22 protein-coding genes and 1 riboswitch are annotated in these 22,609 nt (G+C 58.3%); all 22 genes read right to left on the minus strand.

The window, feature by feature from the left end:
• Positions 1-444: 444 nt before the first annotated feature.
• The gene (locus ACTQY1_RS00005; RefSeq protein ID WP_302573633.1) at positions 445-1,530 is read right to left on the minus strand and encodes a M48 family metallopeptidase; all 1,086 of its coding nucleotides are present in this window, start codon (positions 1,528-1,530) and stop codon (positions 445-447) included.
• Between the two features lie 18 nt (positions 1,531-1,548).
• Complete coding sequence (locus ACTQY1_RS00010) at positions 1,549-2,292, minus strand: RsiV family protein (RefSeq protein ID WP_279127098.1); 744 nt, start codon at positions 2,290-2,292, stop codon at positions 1,549-1,551.
• Between the two features lie 82 nt (positions 2,293-2,374).
• Positions 2,375-3,169 carry an energy transducer TonB gene (locus ACTQY1_RS00015; RefSeq protein ID WP_441368733.1) on the minus strand — a complete coding sequence of 265 codons (795 nt, stop codon included), beginning with the start codon at positions 3,167-3,169 and terminating at the stop codon, positions 2,375-2,377.
• Positions 3,156-3,578 carry an ExbD/TolR family protein gene (locus ACTQY1_RS00020; protein ID WP_022487129.1) on the minus strand — a complete coding sequence of 141 codons (423 nt, stop codon included), beginning with the start codon at positions 3,576-3,578 and terminating at the stop codon, positions 3,156-3,158. The genes ACTQY1_RS00015 and ACTQY1_RS00020 overlap by 14 nt, the downstream gene beginning before the upstream one ends.
• Positions 3,575-4,213 (minus strand): MotA/TolQ/ExbB proton channel family protein, encoded by a 639-nt coding sequence (locus ACTQY1_RS00025; RefSeq protein ID WP_022487128.1) that lies wholly within the window; start codon positions 4,211-4,213, stop codon positions 3,575-3,577. Before ACTQY1_RS00025 ends, ACTQY1_RS00020 begins: the two co-directional genes overlap by 4 nt.
• A gap of 4 nt (positions 4,214-4,217) precedes the next feature.
• Complete coding sequence (locus ACTQY1_RS00030; protein ID WP_441368734.1) at positions 4,218-5,045, minus strand: ABC transporter ATP-binding protein; 828 nt, start codon at positions 5,043-5,045, stop codon at positions 4,218-4,220.
• A 1-nt stretch (position 5,046) separates the two neighbouring features.
• Positions 5,047-6,003 (minus strand): ABC transporter substrate-binding protein, encoded by a 957-nt coding sequence (locus ACTQY1_RS00035; protein WP_441368735.1) that lies wholly within the window; start codon positions 6,001-6,003, stop codon positions 5,047-5,049.
• A gap of 56 nt (positions 6,004-6,059) precedes the next feature.
• Positions 6,060-7,391: a hypothetical protein gene (locus tag ACTQY1_RS00040; protein WP_022487125.1), complete on the minus strand. Its 1,332-nt coding sequence runs from the start codon at positions 7,389-7,391 to the stop codon at positions 6,060-6,062.
• Positions 7,392-7,397: 6 nt separating this feature from the next.
• The gene (rpe, locus tag ACTQY1_RS00045) at positions 7,398-8,039 is read right to left on the minus strand and encodes a ribulose-phosphate 3-epimerase (RefSeq protein WP_022487124.1); all 642 of its coding nucleotides are present in this window, start codon (positions 8,037-8,039) and stop codon (positions 7,398-7,400) included.
• On the minus strand, positions 8,036-8,923 hold the full coding sequence (gene rsgA / locus ACTQY1_RS00050) for a ribosome small subunit-dependent GTPase A (RefSeq protein ID WP_308664472.1): 888 nt from the start codon (positions 8,921-8,923) through the stop codon (positions 8,036-8,038). The genes rpe and rsgA overlap by 4 nt, the downstream gene beginning before the upstream one ends.
• A complete protein-coding gene (gene pknB, locus ACTQY1_RS00055) occupies positions 8,920-10,896 on the minus strand; it encodes a Stk1 family PASTA domain-containing Ser/Thr kinase (protein WP_022487122.1) in 1,977 nt (658 codons plus the stop codon). The genes rsgA and pknB overlap by 4 nt, the downstream gene beginning before the upstream one ends.
• Positions 10,881-11,612 (minus strand): Stp1/IreP family PP2C-type Ser/Thr phosphatase, encoded by a 732-nt coding sequence (locus tag ACTQY1_RS00060; RefSeq protein ID WP_022487121.1) that lies wholly within the window; start codon positions 11,610-11,612, stop codon positions 10,881-10,883. Before ACTQY1_RS00060 ends, pknB begins: the two co-directional genes overlap by 16 nt.
• Entirely contained in the window at positions 11,609-12,670 is a 1,062-nt protein-coding gene (gene rlmN / locus ACTQY1_RS00065) for a 23S rRNA (adenine(2503)-C(2))-methyltransferase RlmN (RefSeq protein ID WP_022487120.1), read from the minus strand. The genes ACTQY1_RS00060 and rlmN overlap by 4 nt, the downstream gene beginning before the upstream one ends.
• 8 nt (positions 12,671-12,678) lie before the next feature.
• The gene (gene rsmB, locus ACTQY1_RS00070; protein WP_441368736.1) at positions 12,679-14,019 is read right to left on the minus strand and encodes a 16S rRNA (cytosine(967)-C(5))-methyltransferase RsmB; all 1,341 of its coding nucleotides are present in this window, start codon (positions 14,017-14,019) and stop codon (positions 12,679-12,681) included.
• Positions 14,016-14,789, minus strand: coding sequence for a DUF116 domain-containing protein (locus ACTQY1_RS00075; RefSeq protein WP_022487118.1), 774 nt, complete (start codon positions 14,787-14,789; stop codon positions 14,016-14,018). Before ACTQY1_RS00075 ends, rsmB begins: the two co-directional genes overlap by 4 nt.
• A gap of 3 nt (positions 14,790-14,792) precedes the next feature.
• Entirely contained in the window at positions 14,793-15,731 is a 939-nt protein-coding gene (gene fmt, locus ACTQY1_RS00080; RefSeq protein WP_441368737.1) for a methionyl-tRNA formyltransferase, read from the minus strand.
• Positions 15,728-16,204 (minus strand): peptide deformylase, encoded by a 477-nt coding sequence (def, locus tag ACTQY1_RS00085; protein WP_154487681.1) that lies wholly within the window; start codon positions 16,202-16,204, stop codon positions 15,728-15,730. Before def ends, fmt begins: the two co-directional genes overlap by 4 nt.
• A gap of 96 nt (positions 16,205-16,300) precedes the next feature.
• A complete protein-coding gene (gene priA / locus ACTQY1_RS00090; RefSeq protein WP_441368775.1) occupies positions 16,301-18,694 on the minus strand; it encodes a primosomal protein N' in 2,394 nt (797 codons plus the stop codon).
• 1 nt (position 18,695) lies between these two features.
• Positions 18,696-19,874, minus strand: coding sequence for a methionine adenosyltransferase (gene metK, locus ACTQY1_RS00095; RefSeq protein ID WP_022487114.1), 1,179 nt, complete (start codon positions 19,872-19,874; stop codon positions 18,696-18,698).
• 53 nt (positions 19,875-19,927) lie between these two features.
• A riboswitch (SAM riboswitch) is annotated at positions 19,928-20,036 on the minus strand.
• Positions 20,037-20,094: 58 nt separating this feature from the next.
• The gene (citC, locus tag ACTQY1_RS00100; RefSeq protein WP_441368776.1) at positions 20,095-21,144 is read right to left on the minus strand and encodes a [citrate (pro-3S)-lyase] ligase; all 1,050 of its coding nucleotides are present in this window, start codon (positions 21,142-21,144) and stop codon (positions 20,095-20,097) included.
• Positions 21,145-21,236: 92 nt separating this feature from the next.
• A complete protein-coding gene (locus tag ACTQY1_RS00105; RefSeq protein WP_022487112.1) occupies positions 21,237-21,866 on the minus strand; it encodes a lactate utilization protein in 630 nt (209 codons plus the stop codon).
• A 93-nt stretch (positions 21,867-21,959) separates the two neighbouring features.
• Complete coding sequence (locus ACTQY1_RS00110; RefSeq protein ID WP_012938354.1) at positions 21,960-22,508, minus strand: ferritin family protein; 549 nt, start codon at positions 22,506-22,508, stop codon at positions 21,960-21,962.
• Positions 22,509-22,609 lie beyond the last annotated feature (101 nt).

Here is a 22,609-nt window from a genome sequence, read left to right on the forward strand (position 1 = left end):
TTTGATTTTTTAACCTGGTTGTCATCCAGGTGACTCGATCTCATCACTAAAAGTGACTTGACCCGCACATCTGTCAACAATATTCAGTTCTCAAAGTTCGTCTCGCTGTCTTGCGACAGCTTGTTTATTCTATCAGGAATCTTCATTCTTGTCAACAACTTTTTTATTTTCTTTCGAAAATATTCGGTTGCTGGGAAGATTTCCCGATATCATTCTCTCTCGAAAACGCTTCATTATAATACCATACTTATACAAAACCTTCAAATTCTGTATTTAAGTTTATTATTTCGTTATTTAAGTTTATTTACGTATATTTTACTTTTATACCTGTTTTTTACATTCTTTACCTCCATTTTTTATTTTAATTCGTTTCATTTATAAAAGAACGTTTAATTGTTCGATACGGTTCGGACAATTAAACGTTCTTTTATTTCTTTTATCCAATCATTTGATTTTATTTAACTTGGCTGCCAGTTCTTCCGCAGAGGGATCGTCCCCGGTGCTGGTGATAATAGGCTGCTGTCCCATCATCACTGTATCTCCACTGGCATAGGCTTCCGGCGCGGTCTTGTTGTTGTGATACACCGCAGCCAGATTCCCCATGACAAAATAGGACCGCTCTTTGCTGGACATGGATCCGGTGGCGCTGGGTGTCAGGAACTCTTTCTTGTTCACATAGACCACCCCATCTTTGTCATCCACATGTTTGTTGCTCCAGGCGTTCAGCTTCTTTACGTAGTTTTCCCGCCGTTCCGTACAAGTAGGATGGTCGCTCCAATGGATGTTCATATCCCCGTACTTTTCCAGGAACCGCTGCCATACGGCAGCCGTAGCTCCTGGGTTGTAATTGGTGTGGGTGATGTAATCAAAGGCCAGGTTGTCCGCTTCCCATTCCATGGGTTTGGACAGATGGACATTCCGGGTATAGGTATACAGCTGACCGATTGCCCCGCTGGCAATCCCTCCGGTTGCCGCATTGGCCATTTCCGCCAGCACTGCAGCATTCAGAGACTTCTTGACACCCTGGAGAGGATGGTCTTTCTGCCCATGGCCCAGTTCATGGCCGATGACCACAGCAATTTCATCGTCCGTAGGCATCAGATTGAAGATGCCCCGGTACACATTCACATTGTGCCCAATGGTGCAGTAGGCATTGGCATCATCATTGGGGCTGATGAAGTAGTTGTAGGGTTTCTTGTACACCGTAGGATCCACAGCAGCGATTCCGGCGGTCACATTGCTCATAATGGTATCCAGCCGGCTGTTCAGATACTCATCTTCATCCACCCCTTCTTCCTTCTTCATTTGTTCGAACCATTCCTGACGGCCCTTGTCCGTATTGTTGTAGGTCTTGTAGACCCCCATCACCTTGTCCCTGTACATGGTGCCGGCAATGGCGGTACCCAGTACGTCCACCAGCACCCCGCCGGCTTCTGCCGATCTGGCGGGAACCACAGTTCCGGAAACAGCGCCCAGGCTCAGCATTCCGGCCAGAGCACACCCCATCAAGCGATTCTTCCACAGTTTCATCTCATATCCACTCCTTTGTTACACTCCCTGATCCATATTCAGGTCGATGATCCCCACAGCATAAGGGGCAATTTCATACTGTCCGAAGACAAAATGGATATGTCCTTCCTGGTCCAGATAATAGTTTTCCGGCAATTTTTCCAAGCCCTTGAAATCCTGGAAGAAATAGTGTCCTTTTCCGTAATCTGTATTCCACAGGGCCTTGTTGATCTTGTCCAGGGTAAAGTTCCCTCTCACGGCCGGTGTCAGGACCTTCTGCCAGGGAACCAGCTTTCCGGTTTCCAGATCAAAGGTCTTCCCCAGTTCCCAACTGGTGGGATGGGCTGCCCTTTCCACAAAATCATAGCCGTAGGTCTGGAAGGAGAGATACCGTTCTCCATGGTAGCTGACTGCAAAATCCACCCGGGAAGTGAGTTTTTCCTCCATGGTATTGGCCTTGTTGTAATTCTCCCGGGAAATTTCCGCCTGTTTTTCAAAATACCGGGTAATTCTCCGGGACACTTCCGGTTTGCCCATGACCCTCACCTGAGGATAATGGATCAGCAGATCTTTCTCCCGGATGATCCCGCTACGGATCACCACACCGTTCTGGGCATAGACTGCCTGGCCTGGTACATGGCTCTGGAGTTCCTGTTCAATCACATGGTGAGCCGCTTCGGAAGGAGTGACCGACTGAGCCTGGACGGCTCCTGTTCCCATAAAGGCTATGACCCCTGCCAACAGAGCAGTGCCGGCAAAGGCACGGATTTTTTTCTGATCCATCGTACATCTTCCTTTCCCTTTTCTCCATCGACTGTATTATACAAAGACTCTTCCCCTGGTGCAAGACGCATCGCCAAAAGAGCTACTCGTTGAGGGAATAGACCACATGGACGGTTTTCCGGGTAGGTACTGGCCGCCCGGAGGCATCCAGGGCCGGGGAAAAACTCCACTGCCAGGCGCTTTTCAGGGCTGCCCGGTCCAGCCGGTCATACCCGGAGCTCCCTTCCAGCCAGGCGGAGGTCACTTCTCCCCCGGCGCTTACCGCCACCCCCACCAGGGCAGTCCCTTCTTCCCCGGAAGCCCGGGAGGCCTGGGGATAGATTTTGCTGTAGCCGGTGAGGCTGGCATCCCGGCTCCGGTCGCCGGCCTCTTCTCCCTCTCCTTCTCCGCCCCCGCCGGAGGTTCCGGTTCCGCCTTCCGAAGCGCTCTCTCCATTGCCGCTGCCTCCGGTTGTTCCTGTTCCCGGAACTTCTCCGCCGCTCCCCTGGGACGAGCCGCTCCCGGACAGGGTGCTGTCCGCCGTTTCCCTGGAGGAACCGGCCGGTGCCTGGACTTCTCCCTGGTCACTGACCTGGCTGGGGGCTTCCAGCAGCTGTTCCAACAGAGCCTCCCTGGCTGTTTCCCCAGATTCCCGGGATGCCGGTGTTCCCCCGCCAACTGGTTCCCCGAGAACGCCCTGGTTTCCGTTTCCCGTCCCCCGGGTCTTTCCGGAGTTTCCTCCAGCCGGCCCCGGCTCTGCCAGATGGACCCGGATGGGTTCCGCCCCTTTGTCCGGCAGGGAACGATGAGCATAGAGCAGGGCTCCTCCGGCGGACAGCAGGACCAGGTGGATCACCAGGGACAGCCGGACATACCGGCTCCACTCAGGCTTTCCCATGGTCTTCTCCTGTGGAGACGGACAGGGAGAAATCTTCCAGGCCCGCCCGTTTCAGTTCTCCCATAATGCCCATGACCCGGCCGTAGCTCACTTCCTTGTCCGCCCGGAGATTCACCGTCTGTCTGGGATTTTCCCGGGCCGCAGCCGCTCCTTCCCGGAGCAGTTCCTCCAGGGTCACCTGATGGTCCTGGAACCAGATGGTCCCGTCCCGGGGCAGGGTCACTTCCACCTGAGCCTTCTGCTGGAGCTGTCCCCGGCCTTCCGGCAGTTCCACCGGCACCCCTTTCTGCTGGGTCATGTACATGGTGCACACAATGAAAAAGATCAGCAGCAGGAACACCATGTCGATCATGGGAGAAATTTGGATGGAGGGCTTTTTGTCCCCTCCGGAACGATGGAGATGGATCATGCCCCCTGCCCTCCCTGGCCGGGCATTTTCCCGGCATTTTCCATAAAGGCGTTGTCCATCTGCTCCACTTCCTCCATCACCGTATTCACCTTCTGGGAGAAATAGGTGTGGAAACAGATGGTGGCAATGGCAATGAGCAGTCCGAACACTGTGGTGATCATGGCTTCCGCCACCCCGGCGGTCACTCCCAGAGGATTTTCCCACCGGTCTCCCAGAGCCTGGAAGGAGGACATCATGCCGGTAATGGTCCCCAGGAGCCCCAGGATGGGGGCCAGGGTCACGATGACGGACAAGTAGTTCAGCCCTTTTTCAAACTGGTTCACCAGCTGCTGGCTCTCCCCCAGGATATAACTTTCCTTTTCCCGGACGGCAGATGGCGCCGTCAGGAGTTTTTTGCCCAGTGCCGCCTGGGCTCCCGGTGTTTCCCAGGTCCCGTCCAGCAGTTCCTGCCATTTTCCTTGCCGGACCTGCCGGCAGAAGGTCCGGGCATAGGCTCTTCCGGAATCTTCCCGGCGGTAAAAAGCCAGCCGTTCCAGGATAATAGTCAGGGATGCCAGAGAACAGAGCAGAAGGGGCCACATGACCACCCCGCCCCGGAGAAAAAATGTCCACCCATGCTGCAGCCAACCAATCATCTAATTATGCCTCCCTGTTTTCCAGTATTGTATTGAGTCTTGCCAGCTCTCTTTTTTGCTGTTCCGGATCCGGACAGATCCGGATTTCCAGTCCCTCTTCTCCCTGCCGGACCTGGAAGGGAACCTGGTAGGCCGCTTCCAGATTTTCCTTCCGGAGCACCTGTTCCGGTGTCCCCTGGGCCAGCAGCTTTCTCTGTCCCAACAGCAGCAGCCGGGTGCAGTACCGGGCCGCCTGGCCGATGTCATGGAGGGACAGGACCACGGTCCGCCCTGCCCGGGCCAGGTGCCGGCTCAGTTCCAGCACGGTGTTTTCATACACCAGATCCAGCTCTGCGGTAGGTTCATCCAGCAGGATCACCGGGGTCTGCTGGATCAGGATCCGGGACAGCAGCACCCGCTGCCGCTGTCCCCCGGAAAGATCCGTCACTGGCCGCTCCTGCATATTCCCCAGACCGAAGACCTCCAAACAGTCCCGGGCCAGAGCTCTTTCCCGGCCGCCTTCCTGCTGGTGCCAGTCCAGATAGGGATACCGGCCCATGAGCACCACCTGTTCCGCCGTATAGGCAAAGGGCAGTTCCCGTTCCTGGGGCAGATAGCTGACCTTTCGGCTCAGAGCCTGCCGGTTCCAGGATTCCAGAGGTTTTCCTTCCAGTTCCAGGGTCCCGGACTGGAGGGGCTGGATCCCGGCCAGGGTCTTCAGCAGGGTACTCTTCCCTGCCCCGTTGGGGCCGATGAGCCCTACGCACTCTCCCGCTTCCAGGGTGAAATCCAATCCCGTCAGCACCGGTTCCCGGCCATAGCCCAGGCTGCCCTTTTCCATTGCAAATTCCATATCAGTATCCTTTCAGCAGAGGTTCCTGCCCCTGAGGGAACAGGACCTTCCCATAGGCCCCGTTGGCCAGGGCCCGGATGCCGTACACCGCCATGGGAGAAGCATCGTACACGTACCGGTCCGGCAGGGCCACCCGCCGTTCCAGGCCTTTCAGCCCCTGGAGGGCCGGATCGGCGAAGAACTGCTGCTGGAATTTTTCATAGTCCGCCTTTTCCTCTCCATAGGGCAGGGCTACCAGGAAAAAGTCCGGATCCGCCTGGAGAATGGCTTCCCGGGTCAGGGGCTGGCCGTTTTTCAGCCCGGCCCGGCTGAGGCCGTTCCCCACATGGGCCCGGCGGCACAGGTCGTCATACAGGGACCCGGAGCCTCCGTACCGGCTCATAAGGGAAACCAGCAGGCCCACCGGTTCCGGGCCCTGCAGATTCTTCAGGACCCGTTCCGTCTCTTCCAGTTCTCCGTCCATCCGTGCCAGGACCTGTTTCCCGGCTTCCGGCCGGTCCAGAACCCGGGCCATGAGCCCCACATTGTCACGGATTTCCTCCACAGTCACCGGACCCCGGCAGACCACCACAGGGATCCCCATTTCCTCCACTTTCTGGATCAGCCCGGGATCGGACCAGGTGGAAGCCAGGAACAGATCCGGTTTGGTCCGGGCTACGGTTTCCGGAGTCACCTGCCGGAGCACCGGTTCCATGTCACGGGTTTCTTCGGCAATGAAGGAAATCCCTGGTTCCCGGTCCTGGTAATAAACCCCGGCCAGATGGTCTGCCGGCACCAGGGTCAGCAGGGTCTCATCCAGATGGAGGGAATCCGTCAGGATCTTTTGGGGAGGCCGGGCCAGACGGACCGTCTTTCCCCGTACATCCTCCACCGTATAGCCTCCCTGTTCCGGAGCGGCAGGGCCGCAGCCGGCCGTCAGGAGCAGAAACAGGATCCCCAGGATCCGCAGCAGTTTCATAGATCTTCTCCTTTGCAAAAAAAGATGGGGCTGTTGCCCATGCAGCAGCCCCTGGTTCAACTGAAGAAATGGATACGGGCCCGGTTGCCTCCCGGAGCCACATAATACAGATTCCCCATCCGGAGCTTCCCGTCAATCAGTTCAAACTGGGGAGCCACAATGTCGCCCCCGTCGGATTTGATTTCCACATCGCTGAATTTCAGCTGTTTGTACTGGTTGGAAAAAGTCCCCTTGATGGAATTGAATTTGATGATGGCGTAAATGCCCTTGCCGGAATAAAAGGATCCGTAGGTGAGGGTGGACCGGCTGTTCCCGTCGCAGAGCATTTTCAGGTCCAGCTGGACCAGCGTCCGGAAGTAGGGAATGTTGGTGGCATCCTCACTGTGGAGATCATGGCCCATGACGCTTACATTGTAGGCTTTGGTATCGATGTTGAACCCGCCCCGGGCGTCGCAGGTCCCTTCAAACACATCCGCCGTCACGTTCTGGGCATCGATGTACCCGTCCGCATACTTGAAGTTCCCTTTCACATTGGTGAACCGCAGTCCCGGCAGGTTCAGCTTGGGCATATACAGTTCCCCCACGATCACCGGATCCGGCAGTTCCCCGGTTACGGTGGCGCTGGCGGTAACCCGTTCCTTGATGTCCAGGCCGGTGCCCAGGGAGGAAGGATTCAGCTCCTTGATCCCCAGTTTCAGGTCGTAGGTGGAAACCTGGGGTTTCAGGTCCACACTGCCCTGGATGTCCACTCCCTTGCCTTCCAGGGTCCCTCCCAGTTCCCCGGTGGAAAAATCAATGGTCAGCTTGTCGCTGCTGTTGTACCGCAGGTCCGCATTCACATCCTGGAAGGCGTGAATCCGCTGTTTGTAGCAGGCAGTCAGTTTGCAGTGGTTCAGCTTCACATGGGCATCCACGTTTTTCAGCTTGATGTCGAATTTTTTCTTCCGGCCCTTCTGCTCAGCCGGTTTGGGTACTTCTGCCGCCCGGATCCCCCGGATATGCATGTTCTCCGTAAAGGTCAGCTGGATTTCCGCCTCATTGAGCTCCAGTTCCTGGATGGTCCGGGTGCTGATCCGTTTCAGCACAATGTCCAGAGGCCGTACCTGGAAGGAGCCGCTGGGGATGAAGACCCGGTTCCCGTCATGGCTGCCCTTCCATTCCAGGTTTTCGAACCGCACATGGCCCATGGGGGTAGCCGTCAGCCGCTCCACGGTAATGGTCCCGTCAAAGAAATGCTGTTTGGCCATTTCCCGGTTGAAAATCTGGGCCGCATGGACACTGGCAATGTAGGCCAGCCACACCAGCACCAGCAGACTGGCCAGGAAGCTCAGCAGGATCCATTTGATTTTCCGGCGGTGCTTCTGGAGAAACCCTTTCAACCTTTTCATGGCTGATTACCGCAGGGCAGAGACCGCTTCCTGCATATCCGGAGCCCCAAAGACGAAGGACCCGGCCACCAGCACGTCAGCCCCGGCGTCCCGGCAGGCTTTGGCGGTTTCCCCGTTGACCCCGCCGTCCACTTCGATGAGCACCTTCAGATTCCGTTCCCGGATCATGGCCTTCAGCCGGCGGATCTTGTCCACGCTGGTGGGGATGAATTTCTGCCCCCCGAACCCCGGGTTCACGCTCATGATCAGGATCATGTCCGCATAGGGAAGGATTTCCTCGATCTGGCACAGGGGCGTGGCCGGATTCAGGGCCACCCCGGCCTGGATGCCCTTGCTGTGGATGGACTGGAGCAGCCGGTGGAGATGATGGGTGGCTTCCGCATGGACACAGATCAGGTCCGCGCCGGCAGCAGCAAAGCTGTCCACATAATTTTCCGGATTCTCCACCATCAGATGGCAGTCAAAGAACATGTCCGTCCGTTTCCGGAGACATTTCACCACCGGAGCCCCGAAGGTCAGGTTGGGAACGAACTGGCCGTCCATCACATCGATGTGGCACCAGTCGGCACCCGCATCCTGGATGCGGGCCACTTCTTCGGCCAAACAGGAAAAATCGGAAGACAAAATGGAAGGAGCGATGATGGTCATGATTTTTTTCCTCTTTTCTTTGGTTCCGCCAATTCCTGACGGATCGTGCAATAGGAAGCATAACGGCTGGGAGCGATTTCGCCCCGTTCCAGGGCCGCCTTGACTTCACAGTCCGGTTCATGGGTATGGGTGCAGCCGGTGAAGCGGCAGCAGCCTTCCCGCTGCCGGATTTCCCGGAACCCGTCGGCGGCATCCTCCATCTGGAGTTCCGACAGGTCGATGTTCCCGAAGCCGGGGGTATCCACAATGTAGCCGCCTCCAAAGGGCAGCAGCTGGGCAAACCGGGTGGTATGCCGGCCCCGGCCGATTTTACTGCTTACATGGCCGGTTTTCAGGGTCAGGGAAGGATCCAGATGGTTCAGCAGGGTGGATTTCCCGGCCCCGGAAGGTCCCCCGAAGGCCACAATGTGGCCCCAGACCTGTTCCAGGATGGGTTCCATCCCCATTCCCTCCCGGGCTTCCACCGGATACACCGGATAGCCCAGGGGCTGGTAGACCGCCTGGAACCGTTCCACCAGCCCTTCCGGCGCCAGGTCCCGTTTGTTCAGTACCAGAGCGGCCGGGATCCCGGCCGCTTCCGCCAGGGCCAGCAGCTTGTCCACCAGCAGGAAACTGGGATCCGGGTCACTGCAGGCGAAGACCGCCATAAGGCAGTCCAGATTGGCCACCAGAGGCCGCTGGAGCAGATTCTTCCGGGGCAGCACCTGCCGGATCATCCCTTCGGTGCCCTGGGCTTCCAGTTCCACCCGGTCCCCGGCAGCCATGGTGAACCGTTTCTGCTTCATCCGGCCCTTCACCTTGCAGGTGTACAGGATGCCGTCTTCTCCGGCCACATAGTAGTAGCCGTTGTAGGTCTTGATGATTCTTCCAATGGGATTGCTCACAGAGATTTATCCTCCGCCAGTTCTCCGTTCACGTAAATCTGGACGCTGGCCCCGGACCCCACATTTACGGTCCGGGTGATCCGGGTACCGGGAGCCACCGAATCGGAGAAGATGGTCCGGGTACTGCTGTCATCGGAAACGATGATCTTCACATTCTTGGCGCTGCCGCTGCCGGGAACCGTGTACCCGATGGTCCGGGTGCTGCCCCCGCCGCTGCTGCCGGAGCTGCTCCGGCTCTTCTTTTCTTCTTTTTTGCCGGCGGATACCACCAGGCTCACCGCGCCGCCCCGGTCCATGACGGAGCCGCTGCCGGGATCACTGGACAGGACCGTATCCTTGGCCTGGTCGCTTTCCTGGGTCTGGATGCTGCCGATGGTGAGTCCCACGCTGCTCAGCTGGTTCCGGGCTTCTGCCAGGCTCATGCCGGCCAGGCCGGGCACTACCGTCTGGTTGCCGCTGATGTTCACCACCAGGTCCACACTGGTCCCTTCGCTGACTTTCTGTTTGGGGGCGATGCTCTGGGACAGGACGGTTCCTTTCCCGGCCCCCGCCTCATACTTCACAGTCACGGTGCCCACCTTCAGCTTGGCTTTTTCCAGCATGGTGGTGGCTTCCGCCAGGGTCTTCTTTTTCAGGTCCGGCACCACCCCCGGTTCCGGTCCCTTGCTGACCACCAGCTGGATCTTCCGTCCGGCCTTCACCCGGCTGTGAGCCGCCGGATTCTGCTTGATGATCACCCCCGGAGTGGCAGTGGCATCATAGGCTTCCGTCAGGGTATACCCCAGTTTGTCCTTGGTCAGGATGGCTTCCGCCTCTACAATGGTCTTGCCCTTCAGGTCCGGTACCGTCACATCCCCGCTGGTGTAGCTGAGGATGGCATAGATGACCCCGGACAGGAGCACAATGGCCGCCATGAAAAAGGCCAGAAGCTTCTTTTTCCCGTATTTTTCCAGGAGGGTTTCCGGCTCTTCTTTTTTCTTCGGATCCGGTTTCTCCGGTCCCGCTGCCGGGCTCTTTTCAGCCGCTTCTGCAGTCTGGGGCTTCAGCAGCCCGTCCAGCATGTCGCTTTTGCTGATCACCATGGTCTCGTCGCTGACCGGGTGCTTCCGGGCATCGTTCCAGGTCTCTTCTTCCCCGCCCATATCTCCCAGGAGATGGGTCTGGGCACGCTTCAGATCCGTAAGAAAATCATCGGCGGTGGCATACCGGAGCCGGGGATTCTTGGCCAGGGCCTTGGTGATGATGTTGTCCAGGTAGTAGGGAATGTCCGGATCGTACCGGCGGGCGGATGGAGTGGAGGATTCCAGATGCATCCGGGCCACTTCCAGTGGGGTATCCCCGTCATAGGGCAGCTTCCCGGTGAGCATCTCGAAAAGCACCACACCCAGGGAATACAGGTCCGACTGGGGGGTCACCGGCTGGCCGGCCGCCTGTTCCGGAGACAGATAGTACACGGAGCCGATCACATTCTTGTCCGTCCCGTTGCTGGGCTGGCCGAAGGCCCGGGCAATGCCGAAATCCGTAATCTTGGGCACCCCTTTGGTGTCGATGAGGATGTTCTGGCTCTTTACATCGCAGTGAACGATGGAATGGTCATGGGCCTGTTTCAGGGCTGAAGCAATGCCGATGGCATACCGGACTGCCGTTTTGTAGTCCAGGGCGCCATTTTCCTGGATCACTTCCTTCAGGGACCGGCCCACCACATATTCCATCACAATATAGTAAATGTCATTTTCATTGCCGCTGTCGTAAATATTGACAATGTTGGGATGGGACAGACAGGCGGCATTGCAGGCTTCCTGGCGGAAACGGGCCACAAACTGCTTGTCCTGGATGAACTGATCCCGGAGGATCTTGATTCCCACATCCCGGTGGAGCACCGTATCATAGCCGTGGAACACCTCGGCCATGCCGCCTCCGCCGATTTTGTCAATGATTTCATAGCGGCCATTGAGCGTTATTCTTCCTTCCATTCTGCAGCCTCCAGATCAATGACAATAAAAGAAATGTTGTCGTCGCCGCCGGCGGTCATGGCCCCGTTCATCAGGCCGTCCGCCAGCCGTTCCAGGTTCCGGTCTCCCAGAATCCGTTCGATTTCCGCTTCTGAGATCATGTTGGTGAGACCGTCGGAGCAAACCAGCAGCTTCTGGGCTCCGTCCAGGAGGATTTCAAAGGTGTCCACCTGGACCTGGGGATCCACCCCGATGGCCCGGGTGATCATGTGCTTCTGGGCGGAGGCTTCCGCTTCCTCCTGGGTCATCTGTTTCTGCCGGACCAGTTCCGCCACATAGCTGTGGTCGCTGGTCACCTGGCGCAGGATCCCTTCCTGCCACACATAGATCCGGCTGTCTCCCACATGGGCCACAAAAGCGCTGTGGGGATTGGGCAGGTACACCGCCGTCAGGGTGGTGCCCATGCCGGTGAATCCTGCTTTTTCCTGGGAAAGTTCCCAGATTTTCTTGTTGATATTCTGGATGCTCCGTTCCAAAAATGGGAGGATTTCCTTTCTGGAAAGTCCGGACAGGTCCAGACGGCTCAGCTGATGAACCGCTTCATAGCTGGCCACTTCTCCCGCATCCGCACCGCCCATGCCGTCGGCAATGGCATACAGATCCGGTTCCCGTACCAGGATGCTGTCCTCATTGTTGGGACGCACCATGCCCCGGTTGGTCCGGCTCACTGCTATCATTGGTTCTGCGCCTCCTTTAATGCGCTGGCCCGCAGCTGGCCGCAGGCCGCATTGATGTCCTTCCCCATTTCCTTCCGGACCGTCACGTTCAGATGCCGTTTCTTCAGCAGCTGGAAGAAATGGTCCACCGCCCGGTCGCTGGGCCGTTCAAAGCCCTTTTCCGGCACCGGGTTGGCCGGGATCAGGTTGATCACACATTCTTTGTGTTCCAGGGCATCCGCCAGGTTCCGGGCATCTTCCGGCCGGTCGTTGATGCCGGCCAGCAGGATGTATTCGTACATCACCTGACGGCCATTGCTTTTTTCATAGGCATCCGCCGCCTGGATTACTTCCGGGAAAGGATACTTCCGGTTGATGGGCATCAGCCGGTTCCGCAGTTCCATGGAAGCCCCGTGGAGGGAAATGGCCAGGTTGATATTCCGGCCCTGGGCGGTCAGTTCTTCAATGCCCGGCACCACCCCGCAGGTGGAAACGGTCATGTTCCGGTAGCCGATGCACTGGCCCCGGTCGCTGTGGAGAATGTCCAGAGCCTTGAGCACATGGTCCAGGTTCAGCATGGGTTCCCCACTGCCCATGACCACGATCCGGCTCACCCGTTCTCCCCGGGGCTGGAGCCCGCTCTGGAAGAAATACAGCTGAGCCAGGATTTCCGCCGCCGTCAGGTTCCGGACGAAACCGTGGAGGCCGCTGGCACAGAAGGCGCAGTTCATGGCGCAGCCCACCTGGGAAGAAAGACAGACGCTGTAGCCATAGTCGTGGTGCATGAGCACCGTTTCCACCGTGGCTCCGTCCGTCAGCTCCAGGAGCACCTTGTGGGTCAGCCCGTCCCGGGATTTGTATTCCTTCAGGACCTTCACCTGGCTGGTGGCAATGGTGTACCGCTCTTCCAGCTGCTGCCGGGCTTCCTTGCTCAGGTTGCTCATCTGGGAAAAGTCCGTGGCCGCCTTTTCATACAGCCAGCGGAACACCTGTTCCGCCCGGAACTTCTTCATGCCCAGTCCCGCCAGTTCTGTCTGGAGTTCTTCCAGGGTCAGACCCATGATTTCTTTTTTGCACATGGCAGATCTCACTTTCGTTTTTCAAAAAGACAGAGATAGAATCCGTTGATTCCGTCCCGCTGGGGCAGAAGCTGGAGTTCCTCCACTTTTTCTCCGGTCAGGGGATGGGCAAAGGGAACAGAAACAAAATCCGGATGGTTTTCCAGGAACCATTTCCGCACCCGGGTATTTTCATCCTGTTCCAGGGTACAGGTACTGTACAGCAGCCGGCCCCCTGGCTTCACATACCGGGCTCCGTTGTCCAGGATCTTTTTCTGGAGCGGGGGGAACTGGCTGAGGGTCCGTTCCTCTTTGGTCCACCGGGATTCTGCCCGCCGGTTCAGCACCCCCAGGCCGCTGCAGGGAGCGTCCACCAGCACCCGGTCAGCCGTGTTTTCCCATTCCGGCACAAAGGTTGTCCCGTCCCGTTTTTCCGTCTGGATGCAGTGGATGCCCAGCCGCCGGGCATTCTCCCGGACCAGGGCCAGTTTGTGGTCATACAGATCCAGGGCCAGGATCTCTCCCCGGTCCTCCATTTTCTGGGCCAGATGGGTGGTCTTCCCTCCCGGGGCGCTGCACAGGTCCATCACCCGTTCTCCGGGCTGGGGATCCAGCACCGCCGCATCCAGCATGGAGCTTTCGTCCTGGATATAGATGTCCTCTCCGAACCGGTCCACCAGGGTCTCCAGGGAAGGCAGGCTGTCACAGATCAGCCCGTCCGGGGACCACCGGGAAGGATGGGTTTCGATGCCCTGGGCAGCCAGGCGGGCCTGGAGCGCCTCCCGGTTCATTTTCAGGGTATTCACCCGGAAGGAAAAAGTGGGCCGGGCGTTGTCATAGGCACAGAGCTTCACCGCATCTTCCAGTCCATAGCGGAATTTCCACCTCCGGACCAGCCATTCCGGATGGTAATATTCCAAAGCGATCCGTTCCAGCTCATGATCCGGTCCCTGGGGGAATTTCCATTGTTTCCGGGTCCGGGCCAGCTGGCGCAGAGCGCCGTTCACCAGTCCTGCCGCTCCCTCATGGACCCATTTCTTGGCCAGTTTCACACTTTCGTTGCAGGCGGCGGAAACCGGGATCCGGTCCAGGTACAGCAGCTGGTAGGCTCCCAGCCGCAAAATCACCAGCACCAGGGGATCCAGCTTCCGCAGGGGCCGGTTCACCACCTTTGACAGATACCAGTCCAGGGTCCCCATGGTCTTTACGGTGCCATAGACCAGTTCCGTGGTCAGGCTCCGGTCAAGGGGCGACAAAGGAGCCCCACGCAGCCCCTGAGCCAGAGCCAGGTTTGCATAGGCTCCCTTGAGAAAGATTTGTTCCAGTATCTGTAATGCCGCTTCCCGCGGATTCTTGCCGATTCTTCTCATTGTTCGTCCTCTTCCAGAATAAATGACCGTATGGCCTCTTCGATTTTCCCCATGTCCGCCCGGGTGTTGAAGCAGGGTCCGTTGGGCCGCTCGTTGAGCACCCCGATTACCGGCAGGGGGAACACGTCCTGGATCCCGCTGGTAAGATCCCGTTCACAGGCCACCGCCAGGATGGCTTTGGGCCGGGCTTTCTTCACCGCCTGCCGGGCCAGGGTCCCTCCGGTGGCAATGGCCACATGGACCCCGTACTTTTGGGACAGGGCCAGCAGCTGGCCCACTCCACAGCGGCCGCACTGGTGGCAGTTGCTGATGTCCCGGGTCACCTTATAGGGGCAGGTATCCAGCTGGATGCAGTGAGGTGTCAGGATCAGCAGCCGGTTGGCCGGGACCCGGATATGCTGGTTCCGGACCAGATGGTTGCTGACTTCAATAAAGGACTGCTCCACCCGCCGTTTGGAAATCCCCATAAGTTTCCCCAGGAACAGGGCCAGGGGATAGAGCAGGTTGATGATGTGCCAGGCCCAGAAATAAAAGAACCGGATGGTGGGAAAGCCCAAAATGGCCAGGACGATGCCCACCACTCCGGAAAAAAGAGCCAGGATCACCACCAGGACGATCCAGCCCACCACCTGGGGCAGCCAGGGATGGATCTGCGCCAGTCCCGGCACCAGCAGCTGCCATAGCCCATAAGCCGCTGCCGCCGCCAGCAGCACCGCCAGAGAGGCCAGTGCCATGAAAAGCCGTTTCTTCGGCCGAAATCCCATGTTCATAATCTATTCCAGTCTGTCTCCCTGTTTCACATGGCCCCCGTTTACAAAGGAGGCTGCCGGCATCCTTTTTTTTCCTTCCGGCTGACATTCCAGGATCTCCAGGGTACCCTGTCCGCAGGCTACCCGGAAACCCTTTCCGTCCGCCTGGAGCACGGTGCCCGGAGCACCCTGGGTGCCTTCCGGCGTGAAGATCCGGCTCTTCCAGAGCTTCAGCCGCTTCCCGTCCGGCAGCAGGGTAAAGGAACCGGGCCAGGGGTCAAAGGCCCGGAACTGGTTGTGGAGGGCTTCCGCCGTTTTGGTCCAGTCCGCCTTTTCCATGTCCCGGGTAATGAGAGAGGCATAGGTGGCCTCTTCTTCCGGCTGAGGTACCGGCTGGAGGGTCCCAGCCGCCAGCTGAGGAATGGTGTCCATCAGCAGCCGTGCGCCTTTTTCCTTCAGGATGTCATGGAGTTCTCCCTGGGTCATTTCCGGTCCCACCGGCACCGCCACCTTGCTGAGCATGGCGCCGGTATCCATCCCCACGTCCATCTGCATAATGGTGACCCCCGCTTCCTTTTCCCCTTTCAGGATGGCGTAATGGATGGGGGCTGCTCCCCGGTACCGGGGCAGCAGGGAAGCGTGGACGTTGATGCAGCCGTATTGGGGCAGATCCAGCAGGACTTTGGGCAGGAACTGGCCAAAAGCCGCCACCACGATCAGATCCGGACAGATTTTTTCCATCTCTGCCTGGAATTCCGGAGTCTTCACCCGTTCCGGCTGGAGCACCGGCAGATCCCGGGTCAGGGCATATTCCTTCACGGCGCTCATCATCACCTTGTGGCCCCGTCCTTTGGGACGGTCCGGCTGGGTGACCACCGCTGCGATTTCATACTGTCCGGATTCCACCAGGGCCTTCAGGCTGGCCGCGGCAAATTCCGGGGTTCCCATAAATACGATCTTCATTCTTGACCTTCCCTCGGTTTGGCAGAAAGGCTGATAGCCTTGTCAATGAACAGGACCCCTTCCAGATGGTCACATTCGTGCTGGAGGGCACGGGCCAGGAGCCCGTCGGCGGTAAGCCGGTAATGGTCCCCTTTCCGGTCCTGGAAATGGACGGTGATCTGGGCGGCCCGCTTCACTTCCCCTTCGTAGTCGGGGACGCTGAGGCACCCTTCCGAATCCACTGCTTCTCCCACCGGGTCCGTAAGCACCGGGTTCACGAATTCCCGGATGCCAGCCCCGTCGCCGGCGTCAATGACCACCAGCCGTTTGCTGAGGCCGATCTGGGGGGCCGCCAGTCCGCAGCCGTTGGCCGCATACATGGTCTCCGCCATATCCTTCAGCAGCCGGCCCAGTTTTTTATCGAATTTGGTAACAGGAACCGCCTTTTCCCGAAGGATGGGCGCCCCCACTTTTACAATGTCATAGATTGCCATATATCATCGACTCCTATCGCAATTTTTACTCTCTATTATACCATAGGAGATAAAAAAAAGGGGGGTGTGAAAAAATTCACACCCCCGGTCGCGGCCCTACACCACACTCATGGGATCCACGTCGAAATACACATTGGCCATATTCCTGTATTCGGACTGGCGGAGCCAATCTTTTACCGGCTTCATCCGGGGGCTTTTCAGCAGCACGTTGATCCGGTAGATCTGGTTCACTTTGGCCACGATAGCCGGGAAGGGACCCAGGATCTCCAGGGGATGGCCGGTTTCCAGCTGCCAGGCTTCCAGGGCATTCACCAGTTTCTGGGCTGTGGCCAGGGCCTCCTCTTCCCTTTTGTGATGGACGGTGACCTTCAGCATCCGGGTAAAGGGCGGATACCCCAGTTCCTTCCGCTGGGCCAGCTCCCTTTCGGCAAACCCTTCATAGTCCTGCCGGGCGGCCATCTGGAGAATGGGATTTTCCGCATCATAGGCCTGGAAGATCACCTGCCCCGGCTTCTCTCCCCGTCCTGCCCGGCCGGCGGCCTGGGTCAGCAGGGCAAAGCAGCGCTCTCCGCTGCGGAAATCCGGCAGGTTCAGCTGGGAATCCGCACTCAGGACTCCCACCAGGGTCACATTGGGGATATCATGGCCCTTGGCCACCATCTGAGTCCCCAGGAGCACATTGTAATCCCCCCGGCGGAAGGCCTGGAGGATCTGCTCATGGGCAAACTTTCCGCTGGTGGAATCCTGGTCCATGCGCAGGGGCCGCACCCCCGGGCACAGGTCCCGGATTTCCCGTTCCGCCTTTTCCGTGCCGGTGCCGAAGAACCGGATCCGGGGGCTGCCGCAGTAGGGACATTTGGTGGGCACCGGTTCCGTATGGCCGCAGTAATGGCATTCCATCAGCTGCTCCCGGGCATGGTACACCAGGGACACCGCACAGTTGGGACAGCTGAGGGATTCCCCGCAGTCCCGGCACAGCACAAAGGTGGAAAACCCCCGGCGGTTCAGCAGTACAATGGCCTGCTCCCCGTTCTTCACCACGTCTTCCAGCTTCCTCCGCAGAGCTTCTGACAGCACCGTCCGGTTCCCCTGGCGGAGTTCCTCCCGCATGTCCACAATGGACACCTGGGGCAGGTGGCTGCCGGTCTTGGCCCGGTGGGTAAGCCGGAGACGGGTGTAGACCCCCTGTTCCGCCAGATAATAAGACTCCAGGTCCGGGGTGGCGGACCCCAGCACCACCGGCACCTTCCGGTAATGGGCCCGGTACTGGGCCACCAGCCGGGCATGGTAGCTGGGCCGTTCCTCCTGCTTGTAGGTCCCTTCATGCTCTTCATCCATCAGGATCAGTCCCAGGTCTGCAAAGGGACAGAACACCGCCGACCGGACCCCGATCAGCACCCGGGCCTGGCCGGACCGCATCCGGCTCCACACGTCTCCCCGCTCGCTGGGGGAAAGCCGGCTGTGGGCCACCGCCACACCGGCGCCGAACCAGGCCTTGAACCGTTTCACGATCTGTCCGGTAAGGGCGATTTCCGGCACCAGCACCATTACCTGCTGGCCTGCCCGGAGGGCCCTGTCGGTGAGCCGGAGATAGACTTCCGTCTTGCCGCTGCCGGTGATCCCCTGGAGCAGGAAGGTCCGGGGATCCCGGTTTTCCCGGGCCCGGTCCACTGCCTGGATGGCCGCCTGTTGTTCTTCCGTCAGTTCCAGGGTTTCCTTCCGGGCTTCCAGCCCCTGGTAGCTGTCCCGGAGGACCCGCCGCCGGCCTTCCAGCAGCCAGCCTTTCTGGACCAGGTTCCGGAGCACTGCGGAGGAGATGCCTTTTCCTTCCAGCTCCCCGGCGCTGGCGGTGTTCCCGGACAGCAAAAAGTCCAGGGCAGCCAGCTGGCTTTTGCCCCGGACCTCTCCGTTTTCCCGTGCGGCCAACCCTTCCGGTGTTGCTGTAAAGGTCCGCTCTGTTTTTTCCCGCAGTTTGTATTTCACATCGTAGGAAAGGACCACCGCCTTTTGGGCGATCAGTCCCTTCAGGGCCGTCTCTCCTCCCGGGAGATTCCGGATGGCCCGCCGGGACTGGGGACCCTTCAGGGTCAGGAAATCGTACAGTTCCTGTTCCTCAGGAGTAAGCCCGGCCACTTCAGGCACTGGGACGTATTTCCCCACTGCCGCCAGGCTTTTCCGGCCCGGGATGAACAGCCGCAGGGCCTCCGCCAGGGTGCACAGGTAGTACTGGGACAGCCAGTAGGCGGTGGCCAGCATTTCACTGTCGAACCAGGGTTCCGTCCCCACCACATCGGCAATGTCCTTCAGTTCCCGGGACAGATCCGGGCTCCGGTCCTCTTCCACAATGAAACCTTCCAGCAGCTGCTGGCCGAAAGGCACCACCACCCGCCAGCCCTGGCCCAGGAAATCCAGGGCCTGGGGCACATGGTAGGTGAACTGCCGAAAAATGTTTTTGGCAGGCAGATTGATGGCAACCTTTGCGTATTCCATCTTATTCCAGTGCTTTTTTCAGCACATCCACTTTATCCAGCCGTTCCCAGGGCAAATCCACATCCGTCCGGCCGAAATGGCCATAGGCAGCAGTCTGGCGGTAAATGGGCCGGCGCAGATCCAGGCTCCGGATAATACCCGCCGGGGTCAGGGAGAAGTTCTTTTCAATCAGTTCCACGATCTTTTCTTCCGGAATGGCAGCGGTGCCAAAGGTGTTCACGCTGATGGACACCGGACGGGCCACCCCGATGGCATAGGCCAGCTGGATTTCGCATTTCCTGGCCAGGCCGGCAGCCACCACGTTCTTGGCCACATACCGGGCCGCATAGGCAGCACTCCGGTCCACTTTTGTGGGATCCTTCCCGGAGAAGGCACCGCCTCCGTGACGAGCCATGCCCCCGTAGGTATCCACGATGATTTTCCGCCCGGTGAGGCCGGAATCCCCCTGGGGCCCGCCGATGACGAACCGGCCGGTGGGGTTGATGTGGTAAATGGTCTTTTCATCCAGCAGATCCGCCGGCACCACCGGCCGGATCACCTGTTCCAGGATGTCCTTCCGCAGCTGTTCCATGGTGATTTCCGGGCTGTGCTGGGCAGAAACCACAATGGTGTCCACCCGTACCGGTTTGTCGTCATCATATTCCACGGAGACCTGGGTCTTCCCATCAGGACGGAGATAAGGCAGGGTGCCGTCCTTCCGGACCTGGGCCAGCCGGCGGGACAGCTTGTGGGCCAGGGAAATGGGCAGGGGCATGTATTCAGGCGTTTCATCGGTGGCATAGCCGAACATCATCCCCTGATCCCCGGCGCCGATTTTTTCTTCTTCTCCCTGGGCGCCCTGTTTGGATTCATCGGATTCATCCACCCCCTGGGCAATGTCCGGGGACTGTTCATCGATGGAGATCAGCACCCCGCAGGTGGCTCCGTCAAAACCATATTTGGCCCGGTCGTAGCCAATGTCGATCACCGTCTGCCGGGCAATCTTGGCAATGTCCACATAGCAGCTGGTGGAAATTTCCCCCACAATATGGATCTGGCCGGTGGCCACCAGGGTTTCGCAGGCAACCCGGGCATCCGGGTCCTGTTCCAGGATGGCATCCAGCACCGCATCAGAGATCTGATCGGCGATTTTGTCAGGATGGCCTTCCGTGACAGATTCAGACGTAAATACTTTCTTCATTATTTCCTCCTTACACAAAAAAAAATACTCCCAAAATGAGAGTACCTATGGGACTCTCATCTTACAATCGACAAACCGCATTGCAGGAATTAGCACCGTTGGCCCAGGGCCATGGTTGCTGTGGCTTCACAGGGCCATTCCCTCCGCCACTCTTGATGAGCTGTATTCGATTTTGCTTTGTAATTATAACAGATACAGTAGGAAAATACAAGACGGGTCCTCAGTAATGGACCACGTCCTGCTCTTTCCGGATCCGGTCCAGGATGGGCCGGGCTTCCTGGCTCTGGAGGAAGTCCCAGGTGGTGGGAGGCACCTGCTCCCGTACCAGCGCCCAGTTTCCTTCCTGGATGGCCTTCCGTACTGTGGAGGCACTGACCACCTGGCCCTGTTCTTCCCGACGGGGCACCACCACGCACTGGATCCCCGCTTCCGGCAGCCGCTTTTCCATCACCTGGTTGTACAGGCCGGTGACCACACTGGTGGGCTCTTCCCCCACATACCGGGCGGTAATCCCCAGTTTCCGGGCGATCTTCACGAAAATGGCCAGATCCAGGTTGGCATGGCTGGCGATCACCGCTTCCGCATCCTTCTGGAAATAGCTGGGGAAGGTGGCCTGGCTGATGATGTAGGGACCGCTGTCATGGTACCGGAGATTGGCCAGGTGCCGTGTCCCTTCCTGGATCAGCTTCTTCCGGACGGCATAGGGGAACAGGCTGGCGTCCTCGCTGACCATGAACAGGTGGACCAGGTCGTTTTCTGCCGCCGCTTTTTCCACCAGGTACTGATGCCCCAGGGTAAAGGGGTTGGCGTTCATGACAATGGCCGCCACTTTGGGAGCTTCCACCCGGCTCCGGGCCAGCTGGTTCAGATAGCTGGAGAAACCTTCCTTCCGGTTTTCCATAAAGACGATCTGGTCTTCGATCCGGGCGATTTCATAAAAACCCAGGTCCCCGAAAAATTTGGCGGAACTGCATTTGGTATACAGGAAAAGGTGGAGATTTCCCCGTTCATACTGGTACTGGACCAAATGGGACACAATCTCGTTCATCAGCCCTTCCCCCTGGTGGTGATGGTCCACCGCCATGCACCGGAGGGTGTTGCCGAAACAGCTTCCGGTGGCAATGGCCCGGTAATCATTGTCGAACATCACACAGGTATAGTCCAGGTTGGCATCCCGGCGGATTCCCTCCTGCTCCAGCAGGGCATCCACCTGGGCATTGGTCCGTTTATCGGAAGGATATACTTGAGAAATAAAATAATCAGACATCACGGTCTCCTTCTGGTTTCAAAGTGAATCCATTATACCACAAAAAAGGGAAAGGAAGGGTTGGTCCGCCAACTCCCTTTCCCTTTTCTTCCCGGTCAGAAACCCAGCTGATCGTTGATCAGGATCACATGGACCCGTTCCGGATGCCGGGCATACCGGGTGATCAGGATCTGGCAGCAGCGGGTTTCCGGCGCCTTGCAGTGGGAACAGAACCCGGTGGTCTTACAAGGTGTCTGGATGTCGAATTTCTGGGCACAGACCGCAGCCGCCGTGTTTTCCGCCCGGTCCAGGGCTGTTTCCAGGCTGGAACACACCTTGTTCAGGCTCACCAGGAACAATACATGGTGGGGCCCGTAGGAAATGGCGGAGACCCGGTTGCCATTGCCGTCGATGTTCACCAGGATCCCGTCCCGGGTCATGGCGTTGCAGCTGGCCAGATACCAGTCCGCATCATAGGCCTTCAGATGGGCCGGCCGCCGGGTGGGATATTCGTCCCGGTCGATGAAGGTCCAGTTGCCTTCCTTCAGTTTCTCCACCAGACCGCTTTCCCGTACGGTGGTGCTGCCGCCCATGTTCACCACACTGCCTTCCGGGATCAGTTCCAGGGCCTTCTGCACCGCCTCTTCCACCGTTGCCGCATAATACCCCTTCATGTTCCGGGATGCCAGCCCCCGGATCACCACCTGGGCCAGCAGTTCATTCCGCCGTCTCAAAGCCTCCTGCATTTCGATTCCCCCTCATTTGTGTTTTTTTTATTTTACCATAGAAAAAGAGGTTGCTGCACCTTTTGTGCAGCAACCTCTCCCTGCCTTACCTTCTTATTTTGCAAAATACCGGGCCAGCAGTCCGTCGAATACACGGCCGTGACGGGCTTCGTCTTTGGCCATTTCATGAACGGTGTCGTGGATGGCATCGTAGCCCAGCTGTTTGGCCAGGGTGGCGATTTCCTTCTTGCCGGCGCAGGCACCCTGTTCAGCGGCAGCCCGCATTTCCAGATTCTTCTTGGTGCTGTCGGTAACCACTTCACCCAGCAGTTCAGCGAACTTGGCAGCGTGTTCCGCTTCTTCGAAAGCGATCCGTTTGTAGGCTTCTGCCACTTCCGGATACCCTTCCCGGTCAGCCACCCGGCTCATGGCCAGGTACATGCCCACTTCGGAGCATTCCCCGGTGAAGTGCTGACGCAGGCCTTCCAGGACCCGTTCATCCACGCCTTTGGCAACGCCTACCACGTGTTCATCAGCGTATTCCTTCACGCCTTCCTTCAGTTCATCGAACTTGTCTTTGGGAGCGCCGCACTGAGGGCACTTTTCCGGAGCTTCTTCCCCTTCATACACATAACCGCACACTCTGCAAATGAATTTTTTCATAATATTGCCTCCCCTAAATGGTCAAGCCCTTTATTTAAGGACTTGCTATTTGTTGATATTTGTTATCTCTTACGGTTTTTATTATAACAGACTCTCAAAAT

The organism is Acidaminococcus sp. HCP3S3_G9_1, from assembly GCF_052122455.1.
In the GTDB taxonomy this organism is placed as follows: Bacteria; Bacillota; Negativicutes; order Acidaminococcales; family Acidaminococcaceae; genus Acidaminococcus.